Source organism: Lentisalinibacter orientalis (assembly GCF_040706535.1).
Lineage (GTDB): Bacteria > Pseudomonadota > Gammaproteobacteria > Steroidobacterales > Woeseiaceae > Lentisalinibacter > Lentisalinibacter orientalis.
The window spans coordinates 38274-57829 of record NZ_JAPDRJ010000003.1 but is presented as its reverse complement, the minus strand read 5'-3'; the positions used below and the strand labels follow the sequence as shown (position 1 = coordinate 57829).

Here is a 19556-nt window from a genome sequence, read left to right as displayed (position 1 = left end):
ACCAGCGACGCCGGATCAGCTCGCCGCCATTTTCACCGCCTCGTCGAGATCGACCGATACCAGGCGGGAGACGCCGGGCTCCTGCATGGTAACGCCGGTGAGCTGGCGCGCCATCTCCATGGTGACCTTGTTGTGCGTGATGAACACGAACTGCACCTGAGACGACATTTCCTTGACGATGTCGCAGAAGCGCCCGACGTTGGCGTCGTCCAGCGGCGCATCCACCTCATCGAGCATGCAGAACGGTGCCGGGTTCAGCTCGAATATGGCAAACACCAGCGCGACCGCGGTCAGCGCCTTCTCGCCGCCCGAGAGCAGGTGGATGGTGCTGTTGCGCTTGCCGGGCGGCCGCGCCATCACCGTCACGCCCGCGGAGAGGAGATCCTCGCCGGTGAGCTCCAGATAGGCGTGCCCGCCGGCGAAGAGCTTGGGGAACAGCCGCTTGAATCCGGCGTCCACCAGGTCGTAGGTCTCGCGGAAGCGCGTGCGCGTCTCCTTGTCGATCTTGCGAATCGCGCCCTCCAGCGTGGCCAGGGCCTCATGCAGGTCGGCCAGCTGGGCGTCGAGGTATTCCTTGCGCTGCGACTGCTCCTTGAATTCGTCGATAGCGGCGAGGTTGATGGGCCCGAGCCGCTCGATGCGGGCGCTGAGTTTGTGCAGGTTCTCTTCCCAGACCTCCGCCGAGGCATCTTCCTGCATCTCCGCGAGGACGGGCTCCAGTTCGAAGCCGGTCTCGGCGAACTGCTCGGCCACGCCTTCACGGCGCACCCGTATCTCCTGGGCCGCCATGCGCACCTGGTCGACGGCCTGGCGGGCCGAGTCCACCGCGGTCTCGTTAGACAGGCGCTGCTGATCGAGTTCGCGCAACTCCGCATCCACGGCTTCCACCGCGCGGCGCGCCTCGGCCAGGGTGCCCTCCACTTCCACGCGCTCGCGCAGCTGCACCTCCAGCGCCTCTTCCTGGCGCCGGATCGGCTCCTCGCCGGCGGCCAGCTGCTCCTTCAGCGCGGCCTCGCGCTGGTGGAACTGGCCGAGCTGGGACTTCATGCGCGCCAGGCTCTGACTGGCGGATTCCCGCGAGGAACGGCGTGATTCGTAGCGCAGCGCGATCGCCTGGGTCTCGGCCCGGTCCTGCTCGGCCTGCTGGCGCACCCGCGCGAGTTCGCCGCGAAGCTGCTCGCGCTGGGATTCGAGCTCCGAGCGCTGCTTGTCGATCGAGCCCACGTCCGCCCGCGACTGCTCCAGACGCTGGCGGCTCTCCTCGAGCCGCTGCCGGGTGGCCTCGAGCTCCCGGTCGATATCGGCGGTTTCGGTCCGGAACGACTCGATGCGTTCCTCGATCTGGGACAGCCGGTAACGAGCGCTCTCGAGCCGGGCCTGAGCGTCGGCCTGGCGGCGATGGCGGTCGGCAGCGGCCTGCTGTACGGATTCGCGCTGCTCCTCCAGGCTCTCCAGCCGGCGGCGCGTGTCGTGCAGGGTCTTCTCCAGGGTCTCCACCCGCACACGCTGCTCGCGCAACTCGTCCTTCAGCGTGCGCATCTCCTGCTCACGCTTCAGTATGCCGCCACGCGCATCCTTCTCCCGGTTGACCCGCAGCCAGTTGCGGCCGAGCCAGATGCCGTCCGCGGTGATGATGGATTCGTTGTCGTCCAGCCGGTCGCGCAGGGCGAGCGCCGCCGGCAGCGAATCCGCCGTGCGCACGTGCTGCAACTGATCGAGCACCGCCTGGGGCGCGCCGCTGACCCGGGCCGCGAGCCGGCCGTCCCCGGCCGACAGGGAACTCTCCCGCCCCTGTACGAGCGTCAGGGAGCCGTCGTTCAGTTCTTCCAGCGAACGGGTCGCGGCGACGAGGTCGTCCACGCAGACTGCCTGCAGGTAGGAGCCCAGCACGGTCTCCACCGCACGCTCCCAGCCGTCGTCGACCTTCAGCCGCTGCGCAAGCCGCGGCCGGTCCGCGAGCCCCGCGGATTCGAGCCAGCCGCCGACGGTGCCGTCCGCCTCGCCGAGCGCCGCCTTCTGCAGGGCCTCCAGCGACGTGTAGCGGCCGCTCGCCTTCTGCAGCTCGTCCTTGCGCGCCTCCAGGTGCCGGCCGATGCGCACCTCCTGCTCCCGCAGCGTGGCGATCTGCTGGCGCAATTCGTTCACCCTGGCGTCCGCTTGCTCGGCCGCCTGGCGCAGCGCGCTCTCCTCGCCGGTGAGGCCGGAGACGGCCTCCTTCTGCTCGTCCACGGAGAGGCCGCGGGAGTCGTCGCCGATCCGCTGGCGGCGCTGGGTCAGCTTCTCCATCTGACCCTCCAGCTGTTCGATCCTGGCGCGCTCGACCTCCCCGGACTGCTCCACGTCGCTCGCGCGGCGCACGAACTCGTCCCAGCGCGACTGCCACGCCGCCATGGCTTCCTCGGCCCGCTGCAGCGATTCGGCCGAGGCGGCCTCCCGCCCGCGGGCCTGCTCCAGGTCCGGAGTGAGCTCGTTCAGCGCGAGTTCCAGCTGGTCCAGCTCGTTGCGGTCCTGCTCGATGTGGTCCTCGATCTCGCGCGCCGCGGCCCGGGCCTGCGCGAGGTCCTGCTCCTGGCGCTGGCGCAGCTCCCGGCCGTGCTCGATGGACTGTTCCAGACGGGCGATCTCGGCGCCGATGCGGTAGTAGCGACCCTGGACCTCGTTGAAAGCCTCGCTGCGCTCGCCCTGGCTCACGCGGGCCTGCTCCATGGCCGCCTCGATGCGGCGCTGTTCGGCGACCGCCGCCTGCAGTGCGTTCTCCTTCTGCGCCTGGTGGCGCTCCTGCTCCGCAGCCCGGGTATCGAGGTCCCGCAGCTTCAGGGCCAGAAGCTCCGCACGGGTGCGGCGCTCTTCGGCCTTCAGGCGCTTGTAGCGTTCGGCGGTCTTGGCCTGGCGGTCGAGATGCTTCAGCTGCTTCTCGACTTCGTCCACCAGGTCGGCCAGACGCTCCAGGTTGTCCTTGGTGTGGCGGATCCGGTTCTCGGTCTCCCGGCGCCGGTCCTTGTATTTGGAGATGCCGGCCGCCTCTTCCAGGTAGACACGCAGCTCCTCCGGCTTGGCCTCGATCAGCCGCGAGATCATGCCCTGCTCGATGATCGAGTAGCTCCGCGGCCCCAGCCCGGTGCCGAGGAAGACGTGGGTAATGTCCTTGCGGCGGCAGCGCGTGCCGTTCAGGTAGTAGGTGGAGATGCCGTCACGGGAGACGGAGCGCTTGATGGAGATCTCCGCGTACTTGGCGTACTGACCGCCGATGGTGGCATCGGAATTGTCGAACAGGAGCTCGATCGTGGCCGCGCCCACCGGCTTGCGGGCGCTGGAGCCGTTGAAGATGACGTCCGTGATCGAGTCGCCGCGCAGGCGGCTCGCCGAACTCTCTCCCATCACCCAGCGCACCGCGTCGATCACGTTCGACTTGCCGCAACCGTTCGGGCCTACGACGCCGACGAGGTTGCTCGGAAACGAAATGGTGGTGGGATCAACGAAGGACTTGAAGCCGGATAGCTTGATTTTGCTCAGTCGCATCTCGTGATCTTACGGCATTAGCCCGCCAAAACGCGCTAGTGTAAAGTAAATTCCGGACGGTGACGATTGCGAGGAAAATCGCCGCCGACTGGCCACACGAGGAGCAGAAATCCCGATGAGCGAGATTCGTTCGCCGGCCGCCGTAGCGGGCCCGAGCAAGCAACTGGAGACGTTCGAGAATCCCAACCCCGGCCGGGATTATACCATCCGGATAACGGTGCCCGAGTTCACCTGTCTGTGTCCCAAGACGGGCCAGCCGGACTTCGCCACCCTGTACCTCGAGTACGTGCCCGACGCACGCTGCGTCGAGCTGAAGTCCCTGAAGCTCTACGTCTGGTCGTTCCGCGACGAGGGTGCCTTCCACGAGGCGGTGACTAACCGGATCCTGGAGGATCTGGTCGCCGCGATGGATCCCCGCTTCCTGCGGCTGACCGCCGATTTCAACGTGCGCGGCGGCGTGTATACCGAGGTGGTGGTCGAGCATCGCCGGGCCGACTGGGAGCCCGGAATTCCGGTGGTTCTGCCGCCTCCCGCCGGCGGCGACTGACCGCCGCGCGGCACCGTTCCCCGGGGCCGCGTTTCCACCCGAAAAAAAGCCGTAAATGTCGCTTTTCAGGGCGCGTATTGGATGTATAATCCCGCGCTTTTGACGCGCCTTTCCCGGAGGGAGATGATGCCTGCAAAGAAGAAGGCAACGAAGGCCAAGAGCCGCAAGAAGACCGCTTCCAAGTCGAAGGCCGCGACGCGCAAGAAGGCCACGGCGAAGAAGAAGGTCACCCGGAAAGCGCCGGCGAAGAAGGTCGCCAAAAAGAAGGCCGTGAAGAAGAAGGCGGCCGGCAAGAAAAAGGCTGCGAAGAAGGCACCGGCGAAGAAGAAGGTGGCGAAGAAGAAGGCCGCCACGAAGAAGGCCCCGAGCAAGAAGAAAGCCGCCGGCAAGAAGGCGGCCAAAAAGGCACCGGCGAAGAAAGCGGCCAGGAAGAAGGCCGCGAACAAGCGCACGCGCAGCCGCTCGGAGGTGCTGTCCGGTCCGCTGCACGGCCTGGAGCCGTACAAGCCGCGGCGGGGCGAGGAATACATGAGCGCCGACCAGCTGGAGCACTTCCGCCAGATCCTGAGCGCCTGGAAACGCGAACTCATGGAAGAGGTCGACCGGACCGTGCACCACATGCAGGACGAGGCGGCCAACTTCCCCGACCCCAGCGACCGGGCCACGCAGGAGTCCGAGTTCGGCCTGGAGCTGCGTACCCGGGACCGGGAACGCAAGCTTCTGCGCAAGATCGACGCGGCGCTGAACCGCATCGACGAGGGCACCTACGGCTACTGCGAGGAGACCGGCGAGGAGATCGGACTGAAGCGGCTCGAGGCGCGCCCGGTGGCCACGCTCTGCCTGGAGGCCCAGGAGCGCCGCGAGCTCGCCGAACGGCAGTTCCGCGACCGGGACGACCAGTACCGCTGAGTCCCGCGGCGCCGACGGCGGAGCCGAGTTGAACGCCGATGCCGCCCCGGCGCCCGGCGCGGGCCGCTTTGCCCCCTCGCCCACCGGCCCGCTCCATTTCGGTTCCCTGCTGGCCGCCGTCGCCAGCTATCTCGAGGCCCGCGTCCGGGGCGAGCGCTGGCTGCTCAGAATCGAGGACATTGACCCGCCGCGGGAAGAGGCCGGCGCGGCCGAGGCCATCATCCGCTGCCTCGAGGTCTATGGTTTCCAGTGGGACGGGCCGGTGCTGCGGCAGAGCCGCAACGAGGAGCGCCATCGGGCGGCTGTGGAACGCCTGCTCGCCGACGGCCTCGCCTACCCCTGCCGCTGCACGCGGCGCGTCCTCGCCCGCACGGCCCGCCAGGGTGCGATGGGACCGATCTACCCGGGCACCTGCCGGGACGGCAGCGGCCGCGGCGCACGGGCCATACGGGTGCGCACGACGGAGGAGCCCATAGCCGTGGTGGACCGTCTGCAGGGACCCATCGAACAGCGGCTGGAGAGCGAACTCGGGGACTTCGTGATCCGGCGCCGGGACGGTCTCATCGCCTACCAGCTGGCGGTGGTGATCGATGATGCGGTGGACGGGGTTACCGACGTGGTCCGCGGCATCGACCTCCTCGACTCGACACCGCGCCAGATCCACCTCCAGCGGCTCCTCGGGCTGCCCACGCCGAGCTATATGCACATCCCCGTCGCCGTGGGCGCCGACGGCGAGAAGCTCAGCAAACAGACGGCGGCACCGCCCATCGCCGTCGACACGGAGGCGGTGGCGCCCACGCTGTGCCGCGCGCTCGCCTGCCTGCGCCAGGTGCCGCCCGCGGGTCTGGCGGACACCTCGCCGGACGCCGTGTGGGAGTGGGCCCTTGCCAACTGGCGGCCCGCGAGACTGCGCTCGCTGGCGAGCGTGCCGGGTCTCTGAAGGGTCTTTCCGCTATGCAGCAAAATCGGCTATCTTACGGACATGAGTGAAACCCGAATCATCAAGAAGTATCCCAACCGCCGGCTCTACGACACCGAGGAGAGCCGCTATATCACGCTGGCCGATATCAAGCGGCTGGTGCTGGAGAAGGCGGATTTCACCGTCATCGACAAGAAATCCGGCGACGACATCACGCGGAGCATCCTGCTGCAGGTGATCAGCGAGCAGGAGGCCCAGGGCGAGCCGATCATGAGCCAGGACTTCCTGTCCCAGATCATCCGCGCCTATTCCAGCGCCATGCCCAATTTCGTCAGCACCTACCTGGAGCAGAGCCTGAAGCTGTTCCTGAACCAGCAGAAACAGGTGCGCAGCCAGGTCAAAAAGGTGGTCGGCGTCGACCCGGTGGCCGCCGTGGCGGGCGTCACGCAGCGGAATTACGCGCGCTGGAAGTCGGTGCAGGAGGAGATTTTCCGTACTCTCACAGGCACCCGGAAGGAAGACGAGAAGCAGGAGGACAAGCGGGACAACGAGCGCTGAATTTCTTGCCCGCGAGGGGTTGACACCGGCCTTCCGATAGCCTAATTTGTGCACTGCAGCAGGCTTCATGCTCCCCCGCTACCTGCTGCACATGCCTGAAGGAGTGCAACACTCCGATTGGCTGGCCCCTCGCGCTTGCGAGGGGCCTTTTTTATGCCCGGACGGCATGCCCGCGAGATGGCCATGGACAAGCTAGCACCCTTCCAGCCGCCCCGCTGGCTGAAGAATCGCCACGCCCAGACACTGTTCACCAGCTCACCGCTGTGCCGCCCCCCGGCCCCGCGCTGGCGCCACGAGACCGTGGAGCTGCCCGACGGCGACTTCGTCGAGGCCCACTGGCTGGACGACCCCGCCGTCGTCCGCCCGGCGGCGACCCTCGTGCTGTTGCACGGCCTGGAAGGCTCCAGCGAGGCCACCTACGCCCGCATGATGGCGCCGGCGGCCGCGGCGCGGGGTTGGCGGCTGGTGGTGCTGCACGCCCGGGACTGCGGGGAGCGGCGAAACCGCCTCCCCCGCCGCTATCACGCGGGCGAGACCGGCGATCTGCGCTATTTCATGGGCCGCCTCGCAGCGGCGCACCCGGAAGGGCCCTTCCTCGCGGCAGGCTACTCCCTCGGCGGTAACGTGCTGCTGAAGTATCTCGGCGAGGAAGGCGCCGACAGCCCGTTTGCGGCCGCGGCCGCAGTCTCAGTGCCGTTCGAGCTGCAGGATTCGGCCGAGTCGCTGAACCGGGGCTTCTCGCGCTTCTACCGCTGGTATCTCCTGCGCCGCATGAAGACCGCGATGAGACGGAAGTTCACGCCGGACACCGCGCCTTTCGACTGGCAGGCCGCGCTGCGCGCGCGGGATTTCGTCGCCTTCGACGATATCGTCACCGCGCCGCTGCACGGCTTCCGCGACGCGGCGCATTACTACGAGGAGTGCTCCTCCGGGCGATACCTCGCCGGCATACGGACGCCGACGCTGATCCTGAACGCCCGGGACGACCCGTTCATGAGCCCGGCCGTCATTCCCGACGCCGCATCACTGCCCGTCCCGGTCCGTCTGGAGATCACCGACGCCGGGGGCCACATCGGCTTCGTGCACGGGTCCGCGCCCTGGCGGCCGTCGTACTGGATGCCGGCGCGCCTGCTGGCCTGGTTCGACCAGGCACTGGCCGTGCGGGACGGCGCAGCCGCCCACGGCTGGTTCTCACACCGCGAGCCCGCCGCCAACGGGCGGACATGAAAAAGGCCGGCGGCGCTCACGCGCCCGCCGGCCTATTGCCTTCCGTTCGCCGCCGATCCGAAGCCGACGGCGGCGAACCGGGTCAGGCCGCGTCCGCTTCCTTCATGCTGAGGCGAATCCGTCCCTGGCGATCCACTTCCAGCACCTTCACGCGCACGATGTCGCCCTCGGAGAGTTTGTCGCTCACCTTCTCCACGCGTTCGTTGGATATCTGGGAGATGTGCACGAGGCCGTCCTTGCCCGGCAGGATGGTCACGAAGGCGCCGAAGTCCATCAGCCGCGCCACGCGGCCCTCGTAGGTGCGTCCCACCTCGACGTCGGCGGTGATCAGCTCGATGCGGCGCAGCGCTTCCTTGCCGGAAGCCCCGTCCACCGACGCGATCTTGACGGTGCCGTCGTTCTCGATGTCGATGGTGGCGCCGGTCTCTTCGGTGATGGCGCGGATGACGGCGCCGCCCTTGCCGATGACGTCGCGGATCTTATCGGGGTCGATCTTGAACGTCATGATGGTGGGCGCCCAGTCGGACATCTCCTCGCGGGGCTCGGCCAGCACCTTGTTCATCTCGCCCAGGATATGGAGGCGGGCTTCCTTGGCCTGCGCGAGGGCCTTCTCCATGATCTCGCGGGTGATGCCCTCGATCTTGATGTCCATCTGCAGCGCGGTGACGCCTTCGGCGGAGCCTGCCACCTTGAAGTCCATGTCGCCGAGATGGTCCTCGTCGCCGAGGATGTCGGTCAGGACCGCGAACTTGTCGCCGTCCTTCACCAGGCCCATCGCGACGCCGGCCACCGGCGCCTTCAGCGGCACGCCGGCGTCCATCAGGGCGAGGCTCGAGCCGCAGACCGACGCCATGGAACTGGAACCGTTGGACTCGGTGATCTCGGACACGACCCGGATCACGTAGGGGAACTCGTCCATATTCGGCATGACGGCCTGGATGCCGCGCCGGGCCAGCTTGCCGTGGCCGATCTCGCGGCGCTTCGGCCCGCCCATGAAGCCGGTCTCGCCCACGCAGTACGGCGGGAAGTTGTAATGGAGCATGAAGGGCTCCTTGTACTCGCCCTCCAGCGCGTCGATGATCTGCGCGTCACGGCCGGTGCCGAGCGTCGCAGTAACAATGGCCTGCGTCTCGCCGCGGGTGAACAGCGCCGAGCCGTGGGTGCGCGGCAGCGTGCCGACACGGACGCTGATCGGGCGCACCGTGCTGTGGTCACGGCCGTCGATACGCGGCTGACCGTCCAGCACCCGGCTGCGGACGATGGACTTCTCCAGCTTGCCGAGAGCGGCGGACACCTCGTCGGCGCCGTAAGACGGCTCCTCGCCGCCCGCCAGTTTCTCGAGGGCCTCGCTCTTCGCCTTGCCGACCGCCTCCTGGCGCTCCTGCTTGTCGCTGATCTGGTAGGCCTCGGTGAGCGCGCCGCGGGCGATCTCGGCCACCTTCTCATCGAGGGTGGCGTTCGTCTCCGGAGGCTGCCAGTCCCAGGCCGGCTTGCCCGCCTGGCGTGCGAGTTCCCCGATCACCTCGATGGCCGCCTGCATCTTCTCGTGGCCGAACATGACCGCGCCCAGCATGACGTCCTCGGGCAGGATGTTCGCCTCGGACTCCACCATCAGCACGGCGTCGCCGGTGCCCGCCACCACGAGGTCCAGCTGGGAATGCTCGAGCTGGCTGGCGGTCGGGTTCAGCAGATATTCCCCGTCCTTGTAGCCGACGCGGGCGGCGGCGATCGGGCCCTGGAACGGCATGCCCGAGAGCGCCAGCGCCGCCGAGGCACCGATCATGGCCGGGATGTCGGCGTCGATCTCGGGGTCCAGGGAGATCACCGTGGTGATCACCTGCACCTCGTTCATGAATCCTTTCGGGAACAGCGGCCGGATGGGCCGGTCGATCAGGCGCGACGTCAGCGTCTCCTTCTCGCTCGGCCGACCCTCGCGCTTGAAGAAGCCGCCGGGGATACGGCCCGCGGCGTAGGTCTTCTCCTGGTAGTTGACGGTCAGCGGGAAAAACGGGCGGCCCGGATCCGCTTCCTTCCGGCCGACGGCCGTCGCGAGAACGACGGTGTCTCCCATGCTCACCATGACGGCGCCGTCCGCCTGTCGGGCGACCTCGCCCGTCTCCAGCGTCACTTCATGATCGCCGTAATTGAAACTCTGCTTGATTACTGTCACGCCTGATCCTTCTCTCTGCTAATGCGAAAACTGGATGCAGATCCGGCGACCGCGGGGTCGACGCACCTGCATCCAGTCCATGTTCCGATTCTGCGCTGGGGTGTCGGTCAGCAATTGCCGATCAGCAATTGCCGATCAGCGGCGCAGGCCGAGCCGCTTGATCAGGTCCTGATAGCGGTCCTGATCCTTCTTCTTGAGGTAGTCCAGCAGCTTCCGACGCTTGTTGACCAGCATCAGGAGCCCCTTGCGGGAATGATGGTCGCGCTTGTGCTCGGAAAAGTGCTCGGTGAGATCGGTGATGCGTGCGGACAGCAGCGCGACCTGTACCTCCGGGGAGCCGGTGTCGGCGTCGCCGCGGCTATACTCCTTGACGATGCTGCTCTTGCGTTCGGTCGAAAGTGGCATTGTTCGAAAACTCCAGTCTCAGTGCTCTTTGCCCTTCTGTGCAGCCCGGCATTGTAACTCGGGTCCGGGCCCGCTAACAATCTAAATACAATCTAAATTTCCGCGCTTTTCCCGCCGTGCGTGAATACCCGCCGGGGCCGCACGGCGCCCGGGAACGGTATCTCGCCCACGCCGAGGAAACGTCCGGCACGGTCGTAGACCCGCAGATGGCCGTCCCGCGCCGAGTAGTCCGCCGGCACCTGCTGTCCCTGCAGGAAGCGCTCGGCTGCCCCGGGTTCGACTTCCGCAGCCGGCCAGTCGGCCAGCGCGGCGTCCACGGGCTGCAGGTAGCCGTCCAGCGACTCCGCGGAGGCGCCCTCCAGCGCATCCAGCGTCACCATCGCGGCGCCCGAGAACGGCCCGACGGCCACCCGGCGCAAACCGCGTGTGTAGGCCACCGTGCCTGCCGCCGCCGCGATGTCCTCCACCAGCGTGCGCACGTAGGTGCCTTTCGAGCAGCGCACCCGGAAGACGAGTTCATCGCTCTCCCGCGCGATCAGCTGCAGCGAGCGGATGCGCACGCGGCGCGGCGCCCGCTCCACTTCCCGGCCCTCGCGGGCCAGTTCGTACAGACGCCGTCCGTCCTTCTTCAACGCCGAATACATCGGCGGGACCTGCTCGATTTCGCCCGTAAAGCGGGCGAACAGCGCCTGCCAGTCCGCGCCGTCCAGGTCCGGCAGCTCCGCCGTCTCGATCACCCGGCCCTCCGAATCGCCCGTGTCGCGGCGCTCCCCCAGGCATGCCCGGACGAGATATTCCTTCTCGGCGTCCAGCAGCCAGGCGCTGACCTTGGTGGCCTCGCCGAAACACAGCGGCAGCAGACCCGTGGCCGCGGGATCCAGGCTGCCCGTATGGCCCGCCTTGCGCGCACGGAAAAAACCGCGCACCCGCTGCAGGGCCTGGTTCGAGCTCAGCCCCTCCGGCTTGTCCAGCAGGACGATGCCATGCACGTCACGGCGGGCCGGACGGCGCCGCTGGGCGAGGGCGCCCACCTCACTCCTCCGACTGCCGACCGCCGCCGGCGCGGTCGATGAGATTCGACAGCGCCAGCCCGCGCTCGGCGCTGTCGTCGTGTTCGAAGCGCAGCTCGGGCACATGGCGCACCGACAGCTCCTTGCCGAGACGGCTGCGCAGGAAGCCCGCGGCACGGCGCAGGCCGTCCGCGGCGGCGTCCACGTCCGCCGCCGGGTCCAGCACGCTGAACCAGACCCTGGCCACCGACAGGTCGCGCGACAGTTCCACGTCGCTCACCGAGACTTTCGCCAGCGCCGGATCCTTGCTCTCGAAACGCAGCAACTCGTTCAGCACGCGCATGATCTGACCGCCGAGCCTGCGGCTCCTGGGGTATTCACGTGGCATGGCGGCGCGGGCCGTCAGTCGAGCGAACGGGCCACCTCGACCCGCTCGTAGCACTCGATCTGGTCGCCGGCCTTGACGTCGTTGTAGTTGCGCACGCCGATGCCGCATTCCGTGCCGGCGCGCACCTCGTTGACGTCGTCCTTGTAACGGCGCAGCGATTCCAGCTCGCCCTCGTAGATGACCACGTTGTCACGCAGCACGCGGATGGGGTTCGAGCGCTTCACGAAGCCGTCCACGACCATGCAGCCGGCCACCTGACCGAACTTGGGCGAGCGGAACACTTCGCGCACCTCGGCGAGGCCCACGATCTGCTCGCGGATCTCCGGCGACAGCATGCCGGTGATGGCGGCCTTCACGTCGTCGATGGCCTCGTAGATGATGCTGTAGTAGCGCACATCCACGCCGGTCTCCTTGATCGCGCTGCGCGCTGCGCTGTCCGCGCGTACGTTGAAGCCGATCACGATGGCGTTCGAGGCCGAGGCGAGGTTGATGTCGGACTCGGTGATGCCGCCGACGCCGGAGGCGATCACGTCCACTTTCACCTCGTCGCCGGTGAGCTTCGTCAGCGCATCCCGCAGCGCCTCGGCACTGCCGTGCACGTCGGCCTTGATCAGCAGCTGCACGCTGGTCGTCTGCCCTTCGGACATCTGCGAGAAGACGTCTTCCAGCTTGGCCGCCTGCTGCTGGGCCAGCTTCACGTCGCGCGACTTGCTCTGGCGGAACTCCGCGACCTCGCGGGCCTTGCGGTCGTCCCTGACGACCAGCATCTCGTCGCCCGAATCCGGCGTGCCGGACAGGCCGAGCACCACCACCGGCGTCGAGGGGCCGGCGCTGTCCACCGGCTCCTGGTTCTCGTCGAACATGGCCCGCACGCGGCCGTACTCCTCGCCGGCGAGGATGGCGTCGCCCACCTTCAGCGTGCCGCTCTGCACCAGCACCGTGGCGACGGCACCGCGGCCCGTCTCCAGGCTGGATTCGACCACCACACCCTTCGCCGGGCCCTCGGCCACGGCCTTCAGGTCCATCAGTTCGGCCTGCAGGGAGAGCGCCTCGAGCAGCTCGTCCACGCCCTCGCCGGTGTGGGCGGAGACGTTGACGAACAGCGTGTCGCCGCCCCACTGCTCGGGGATCACCTCGTGCTGGGACAGCTCGTTGCGGACCCGGTCCGGATCCGCCTCTTCGCGGTCGATCTTGTTCACCGCCACCACAATAGGCACCCCGGCCGCCTTGGCGTGCTGTACGGCCTCGATGGTCTGCGGCATGACGCCGTCGTCCGCGGCGACCACGAGGATGACCACGTCCGTCACCTGAGCCCCGCGGGCCCGCATGGCCGTGAAGGCGGCGTGCCCCGGCGTATCCAGGAACGTCACGCTGCCCTTCTCGGTGGGCACCTGGTAGGCACCGATATGCTGGGTGATGCCGCCGGCCTCGCCTGCCGCCACCTTGGTGCGGCGGATGTAGTCCAGCAGCGAGGTCTTGCCGTGGTCGACGTGGCCCATGATGGTGACCACCGGCGAGCGCGAGACTTTCTCGCCCTCCACCTCGACGTCGGCGAGCACGTCCTCGTCGACGGAGCTTTCGGCCAGCGGCTTCGCCGTATGGCCCATCTCCTCGACGACGAGCACCGCAGTGTCCTGGTCGATGACCTGGTTGATGGTGACCATGGCGCCCATGCCCATGAGCACCTTGATGACCTCCGGAGCCTTGACCGCCATGCGCTGGGCCAGATCCGCGACCGTGATGGTCTCCGGGATCTCCACTTCGCGCACCACCGGGGCCGTGGGCCGCTCGAAGCCGTGCTGGGAATCCACGCTGACGGACACGGGGCGCCGGCGCTGGGGCCGCTTGCGCTTGCGCCGGCCGCTCTTGTCGCCGGCGACGTGCAGTTCCTTGCGGCCGTAGCGGGTGCTCTGGTCCTTCTTCGACTCCTTCTCCCGCCGTTCCTTGGCGGCCGTTTCCTTGCGCTCCTGTTCGGCGCGCTCGGCCGCCTGCAGCGCTGCGGCAGCCTCGTTCTCGGCCTTCTCGCGAGCCTCGCGTTCCTGCTCTTCCTTCTCCTGCTGCTCGGCACGGGCCGCCTCGGCCTCTTCCTTGCGGAGCTTCTCCTGGCGCTCGGCCTCGATGCGCTCCTGCTCCAGGCGTGCCGCCTCCTCGCGCTCCTGCTCCTCGCGGCGCTGGCGATCCAGCTCGTCCTGCTGCGCCTTGGCCTGCTGCTCCAGCACGTCGCGCTTCACGTAGGTACGCTTGCGGCGCACCTCCACGTTGACCGTGCGGGAACGGCCCTGGGCACCGGAGAGGCGCAGTTCCGACTGCGACTTGCGCTTCAGCGTAATCTTCTTCGGGCCGGCTCCGGCGCCTTCGTCACGCCCGTGGGAGCGGCGCAGGTGCGAGAGCAGCTCGAGCTTCGCATCCTCGCTGATCGTATCGTCCTGACCGCTGACCTTGATGCCCGCTTCGTCCAGCTGAGAGATCAGCTTGTCGACCGGCACCTTCAGTACCTCGGCGAACTGTGCGACAGTGACTTCAGCCATACCTAAAACTCCTGTTAATCAGGCCCGCTCCTGCTGCTGCTCTTCTTCCTGTTCGAACCAGTGCGCGCGCGCCGCCATGATCAGCGCAGCCGCCTGCTCCTGGTCCATGTCTTCCTGGATCTCCAGCAGATCGTCCACCGACTGCTCCGCCAGGTCTTCCCGCGTCACCACGCCCTCGCTGGCGAGCAGATAGGCGAGTTCGCGGGTCATGCCGTCGAGCGCCAGCAGATCCTCGGCGGGCTCCGCCTCGTCGATCTTCTCCTCGCTGGCGATCGCCTGGGTCAGCAGGACGTCGCGGGCGCGGTTGCGGAGCTCGTCAACGATGTCCTCGTCGAACTCCTCGATCTCGGCCAGCTCGGCCGCCGGCACGTAGGCCACTTCCTCCACGGTGGAGAAACCTTCCTGCACCAGGATCATGGCCACTTCCTCGTCGACGTCGAGGCTCTTCATGAACATCTCGGTGAGCTCGCGCATCTCCGATTCGCTCTTCTCCTCGGCGTCCGCGGCGGTCATGACGTTCAGCTCCCAGCCGGTCAGCTCGCTCGCCAGACGGATGTTCTGGCCGCCGCGGCCGATGGCCTGGGACAGCTTGTCCTCTTCCACCGCGATGTCCATGCTGTGAGCCTCCTCGTCCATGACGATGGAGACCACGTCCGCCGGCGACATGGCGTTGACGACGAACTGGGCCGGATTGTCGTCCCAGAGGATGATGTCGACACGCTCGCCCGCCAGCTCGTTGGAGACGGCCTGCACCCGGGAGCCGCGCATGCCGACGCAGGCACCCACCGGATCGATGCGCCGGTCGTTGCTCTTCACCGCGATCTTCGCCCGCAGGCCCGGATCACGGGCGGCGGCGACGATATCGATGAGGCCCTGCCCCACCTCGGGGACCTCCAGGCGGAACAGGTCGATCAGGAACTCGGGCGAGGTGCGGGTCATGAACAGCTGCGGGCCCCTCAGCTCCGAGCGGACCTCCACCAGGCGCGCCTTGATGCGGTCCTGGGGACGCACCGGCTCGCGCGGGATCATGTTCTCGCGCGGCACGAAACCCTCGGCATTGCCGCCCAGGTCGATGTAGACGCCATTGCGGTCGACGCGCTTCACGAGGCCGCTCAGCAGCTCGCCGACCCGGTCCTGGAATTCCTCGACCACCTGCTCGCGCTCGGCCTCGCGCACCTTCTGCACGATCACCTGCTTGGCGGTCTGGGCGGCGATGCGGCCGAACTCCACGGACTCCATCGGCACCTCGACGTAGCCGCCGGGCTCGGCGTCGGGGTCGATCTCGACGGCGTCGATCATCCTCAGCTCACGGTCCGGGAACTCGAGTTCGGTGGACTCGTCCTCGAATACCAGCCAGCGGCGGAAGGTATCGTAATCACCGGTCTGGCGGTCGATGGCCACGCGCACATCGATATCCTCGCCGTGGCGCTTGCGGGTGGCAGACGCCAGCGCCGCCTCGATCGCCTCGAAGATAATCTCCTTGTCCACGCCCTTCTCGTTCGAGACGGCGTCGACCACCATCAGAATTTCCTTGCTCATACCTGTCGTCTCTCCGCCCAGCCCGATATGGTGGCTAAAGCTCGGGAACCAACCTCGCCTTGTCGATATCGGCGATGCGCAGCCGATAGAGTTCGCCGTCCACACGCATCGCCACGTAACCGTCTTCCACGCCTTCCAGCGTGCCGCGGAATCGCCGCCGGCCGTCCAGCGGGACTCTGAGCTCGACCTTCGCCTCGCTGCCGATGAACCGCTCGAAGTGCTCGGGGCGCTTGAGCGGCCGGTCCAGACCGGGCGAGGACACTTCCAGCACGTACTCGCCGGGGATCGGGTCCTCCACGTCCAGCACGCCGCTCACCTGGTGGCTCACCCGCTCGCAATCCTCGAGGCTCACGCCTTCGGGCTTGTCGATGTAGAGCCGCAGCAGCCCCTTGCCGCCGATGCGGGCCTCCAGGTCCACGAGCTCGTAGCCCATGGTCGCCAGCGTCGGCTCCAGCAGCTGCCTGATCTCTTCCTCTGTCACTCTTCCTCTGTCACGGGCCCCGTCGGGGACCCCAACAAAAAATGGGCCCCAGGGCCCATTTCGTTCCTGCTCGTGCCCTGGCCTGCCGACCCTGGATCCGGCAGACCTATCCGGGCAAACAAAAAGCCCCGAGCGGGGCTTTTCGTCACCAAAAACCTTGGTAGCGGGGGCAGGATTCGAACCTGCGACCTTCGGGTTATGAGCCCGACGAGCTGCCAGACTGCTCCACCCCGCATCCGCAGGACCCGAATAGTACTAGAGAAGACGAGTTGGTTTCAACCGTCCCGGCAAGAACGGTCACGAATCCGCCCGATTCCGTCAGGCCATGACGCTCGCGCACAGGGCCAGCAGCGTGCCCGGGACCAGGCCGAGACCGAGAATGGCCAGCCCGTTCACGCTCAGCACCACCTGCATCTCGCGCGGCGCCGTCAGCGGCGCGCTGTCGTCCGGCGCGTCGAAATAAACGAACTTCAGCACCCGCAGGTAGTAGAACGCGCCGATGACCGAGAAGACCACCATCAGCAGGGCCAGCCAGGTGTAGATGACGCCCTCGGGCGCCAGCCGGCCCGCGTCCAGCACGGCGGAGATCACGTTCAGCTTGGCCCAGAAGCCCACCCAGGGCGGGATGCCGGCCATGCCGAACATGAAGCAGGCCATCATGGCGGCGAACCAGGGGCTGCGGCTGTTCAGCCCCTTGAAGTCGCTGATCTCCTCCGCCTCGAAACCCTGCCGCGAGAGCAGGATGACCATGCCGAAGGCGCCGGCGGCCATCAGGACGTAGGTGATGGTGTAGTACATGGCGGCCTGGTAGCCCGCCTGGGTGCCGGTGAAGATGCCGAGCAGGATGAAGCCGACGTGGCCGATGGTCGAGTACGCCAGCATGCGCTTGATATTGGACTGGGCGATGGCCACGACGTTGCCCAGGCCGAGAGAGAGCACGGCCAGGATCATGAGCATGCCCTGCCAGGCCCCGTGCAGCTCCGGCAGGCCGTCCACCAGTATGCGCATGGCGAGTGCGAACGCCGCGACCTTCGGCGCCGAGGCGATCAGCAGGGTCACGGGCGTGCGCGCGCCCTGGTAAACGTCGGGCAGCCACATGTGGAACGGCACGGCGCCGAACTTGAAAGCGATGCCGACCACCAGGAACGCCAGCCCGAACCAAAGCGCGATGTCGTCCGGCCCTGCGCTGCGGATGGCAAGCGACAGCGGGCCGAACTCGAGCACGCCGGTTACGCCGTAGATGTAGGAGATGCCGAACAGCAGCATGCCCGAGGCGATGGCGCCGAGGACGAAGTACTTCATGGCCGACTCGGCGGCCACGGCGGAGTCCCGGTCGAAGGCCACCAGCGCGTACAGGGCCAGGGACAGCATCTCGAGGCCCAGGTACATGGTCAGCAGGCTGTTGGCCGAGATCATCACGAGGACGCCCAGCAGCGCGAACAGCCCGAGGGTGTAGAACTCGCCCCGGGTGAGGCCGTTCACCGTCAGATACTGGCGGGAATAGATGAACACCAGCGCCATGAGGCCCACCGAGACGATCTTCAGGATCTGTCCCATCGGGTCGGCCACGTAGCTGCCCGAGAACGTGAGGGTGCGCAGGTCCGGCGCGGAGCCGAGGATGGCCGCGAGCGTCACCGCCAGCGCGCCCATCGCCAGCCACCAGGTCACGATGCGGCGATCGTCGCTCACGAACAGGTCGGCGATCAGCACCACGCAGATCAGCCCGAGCAGTACGATCTCGGGGAGCGCGGGACTGAAATCGGGAACGATGAAATCCATCTGTCAAACCTTGGGTTGAGTGTTCCGGTTTACCGCGCCGTTCACAGTTTCGACCGGCTCATCTGTTCGACCAGCTGGTCCACGCTCGCCGACATGAGATCCACCAGCGGCGCGGGCCAGACGCCCAGCAGCAGCACGGCGACGGCGAGCACGCCCAGCACCAGGAACTCCCGGCCGTTGAGGTCGGACAGGCCCGCGACCCGCTCGTTGGCCACGTCGCCGAAGACCACGCGCTTCACCATCCACAGGGTATAGGCCGCGCCCAGGACGAGGGTGGTACCGGCCAGCAGCGCGTACCAGAACGAGGCCCTGAAGCTCGACAGGATCACCATGAACTCGCCGACGAAGCCGGAGGTGCCGGGCAGCCCGGCGTTGGCCATGGCGAACAGGACCATGAACGCGGCGAATACCGGCATGGTGTTCACCACGCCGCCGTAGTCGGCGATGCGCCGGGTGTGCAGGCGGTCGTACATCACGCCCACGCACAGGAACAGGGCGCCGGAGACGAGGCCGTGGGAGACCATCTGCACCATGCCGCCGGTGAGGCCCAGCCCCGCCCCGCTGACCGAACCGGTGGACTGCTCGATGTCCCAGAGCACGAAGAAACCGAGAGTGACGAAACCCATGTGGGCGATGGAGGAATAGGCGATCAGCTTCTTCAGGTCCTGCTGCACGAGGGCGACGAAGCCGATGTAGACCACCGCGATCAGCGACAGCGCGATCATCAGCCAGTCCAGCGCCTGGCTGGCATCCGGCAGGATCGGCAGGGACAGGCGCACGAAGCCGTAGCCGCCCATCTTCAGCATGATCGCCGCCAGGATCACCGAGCCGCCGGTGGGCGCCTCCACGTGGGCGTCCGGCAGCCAGGTATGCACCGGCCACATCGGCACCTTCACGGCGAAGGCCAGCAGGAAGGCGAGGAAGATCAGGATCTGTGCCTCCATGCCGATGGGCATGGCGTGGAAATCCAGGATGCCGTAGCTGCCCGACTGCACGTACAGCCAGATCAGCGAGACCAGCATGAACACCGAGCCGAGGAAGGTGTAGAGGAAGAACTTGATGGTGGCGTAGATCCGCCGCTCGCCGCCCCAGACGCCGATGATCAGGAACATCGGCACCAGCATCGCCTCCCAGAAGACGTAGAACAGCATCGCGTCCAGGGCGCAGAACACGCCGACCATCAGCCCTTCGAGTATCAGGAAGGCGGCGAAATACTGGGCCGGGCGCTTCGTGATGCCACGCCAGCCGGCGATGATCACCAGCGGCGTGATGAACGTGGTGAGCAGGATCAGCGGCACCGACAGCCCGTCGACGCCGAGGTGGTAGAAGACGTTGAAGGTCTCGATCCAGGACACCCGCTCGACGAACTGCATGGCGGCGCTGGCCCGGTCGAAGCCGGTGAACAGCGGGATGCTGGCGGCGAGGGTCGCGAGCGAGGTCACCAGCGCCGTCAGACGCATGGCCGACGCCCGCGGCGAAGCCGCGTCGTCGCCGTCGCCGATGACGAGCGCCAGCACGCCGCCGGCGATCGGCAACCAGATGAGCAGACTCAGAAGATAATCGAAATCCATGGACAG

General features: G+C 67.4%; 15 protein-coding genes and 1 tRNA gene. 5 read left to right on the top strand and 11 right to left on the bottom strand.

What is annotated here, in order from left to right; translation table 11 throughout:
• Positions 1-15 precede the first annotated feature (15 nt).
• Complete coding sequence (gene smc, locus ACJMK0_RS11750) at positions 16-3519, bottom strand: chromosome segregation protein SMC (protein WP_405238619.1); 3504 nt, start codon at positions 3517-3519, stop codon at positions 16-18.
• A gap of 115 nt (positions 3520-3634) precedes the next feature.
• Between smc and queF the strand changes: the two genes are divergently transcribed.
• The 5 genes from queF (at position 3635) to ACJMK0_RS11725 (ending at position 7679) form a co-directional block, all read left to right on the top strand.
• Complete coding sequence (queF, locus tag ACJMK0_RS11745) at positions 3635-4066, top strand: preQ(1) synthase (RefSeq protein WP_405238617.1); 432 nt, start codon at positions 3635-3637, stop codon at positions 4064-4066.
• Between the two features lie 123 nt (positions 4067-4189).
• On the top strand, positions 4190-4975 hold the full coding sequence (dksA, locus tag ACJMK0_RS11740; protein ID WP_405238615.1) for an RNA polymerase-binding protein DksA: 786 nt from the start codon (positions 4190-4192) through the stop codon (positions 4973-4975).
• A 28-nt stretch (positions 4976-5003) separates the two neighbouring features.
• The gene (gluQRS, locus tag ACJMK0_RS11735) at positions 5004-5915 is read left to right on the top strand and encodes a tRNA glutamyl-Q(34) synthetase GluQRS (protein WP_405238613.1); all 912 of its coding nucleotides are present in this window, start codon (positions 5004-5006) and stop codon (positions 5913-5915) included.
• Positions 5916-5957: 42 nt separating this feature from the next.
• On the top strand, positions 5958-6452 hold the full coding sequence (gene phaR, locus ACJMK0_RS11730) for a polyhydroxyalkanoate synthesis repressor PhaR (protein WP_405233406.1): 495 nt from the start codon (positions 5958-5960) through the stop codon (positions 6450-6452).
• Positions 6453-6635: 183 nt separating this feature from the next.
• The gene (locus tag ACJMK0_RS11725) at positions 6636-7679 is read left to right on the top strand and encodes a hydrolase (RefSeq protein WP_405238611.1); all 1044 of its coding nucleotides are present in this window, start codon (positions 6636-6638) and stop codon (positions 7677-7679) included.
• A gap of 82 nt (positions 7680-7761) precedes the next feature.
• Here the strand turns inward: ACJMK0_RS11725 and pnp are convergent, their stop codons facing one another.
• From pnp to ACJMK0_RS11675, 10 genes are all read right to left on the bottom strand, one after another.
• Positions 7762-9849, bottom strand: a complete 2088-nt coding sequence (gene pnp, locus ACJMK0_RS11720) for a polyribonucleotide nucleotidyltransferase (RefSeq protein WP_405238609.1) — start codon at positions 9847-9849, stop codon at positions 7762-7764.
• Positions 9850-9984: 135 nt separating this feature from the next.
• Positions 9985-10254: a 30S ribosomal protein S15 gene (rpsO, locus tag ACJMK0_RS11715; protein WP_405233409.1), complete on the bottom strand. Its 270-nt coding sequence runs from the start codon at positions 10252-10254 to the stop codon at positions 9985-9987.
• A gap of 92 nt (positions 10255-10346) precedes the next feature.
• Entirely contained in the window at positions 10347-11285 is a 939-nt protein-coding gene (gene truB / locus ACJMK0_RS11710) for a tRNA pseudouridine(55) synthase TruB (RefSeq protein WP_405238607.1), read from the bottom strand.
• A 1-nt stretch (position 11286) separates the two neighbouring features.
• On the bottom strand, positions 11287-11652 hold the full coding sequence (gene rbfA, locus ACJMK0_RS11705; RefSeq protein ID WP_405238605.1) for a 30S ribosome-binding factor RbfA: 366 nt from the start codon (positions 11650-11652) through the stop codon (positions 11287-11289).
• A gap of 14 nt (positions 11653-11666) precedes the next feature.
• A complete protein-coding gene (gene infB, locus ACJMK0_RS11700; RefSeq protein ID WP_405238603.1) occupies positions 11667-14180 on the bottom strand; it encodes a translation initiation factor IF-2 in 2514 nt (837 codons plus the stop codon).
• A gap of 18 nt (positions 14181-14198) precedes the next feature.
• Positions 14199-15719, bottom strand: coding sequence for a transcription termination factor NusA (nusA, locus tag ACJMK0_RS11695; protein WP_405238601.1), 1521 nt, complete (start codon positions 15717-15719; stop codon positions 14199-14201).
• Positions 15720-15753: 34 nt separating this feature from the next.
• On the bottom strand, positions 15754-16200 hold the full coding sequence (rimP, locus tag ACJMK0_RS11690; RefSeq protein WP_405238599.1) for a ribosome maturation factor RimP: 447 nt from the start codon (positions 16198-16200) through the stop codon (positions 15754-15756).
• Positions 16201-16358: 158 nt separating this feature from the next.
• Positions 16359-16435 (bottom strand) — tRNA-Met (locus ACJMK0_RS11685).
• 83 nt (positions 16436-16518) lie between these two features.
• Complete coding sequence (gene nuoN, locus ACJMK0_RS11680) at positions 16519-17979, bottom strand: NADH-quinone oxidoreductase subunit NuoN (protein ID WP_405238597.1); 1461 nt, start codon at positions 17977-17979, stop codon at positions 16519-16521.
• A gap of 41 nt (positions 17980-18020) precedes the next feature.
• Positions 18021-19550 carry an NADH-quinone oxidoreductase subunit M gene (locus tag ACJMK0_RS11675; RefSeq protein WP_405238595.1) on the bottom strand — a complete coding sequence of 510 codons (1530 nt, stop codon included), beginning with the start codon at positions 19548-19550 and terminating at the stop codon, positions 18021-18023.
• Positions 19551-19556: the final 6 nt, after the last annotated feature.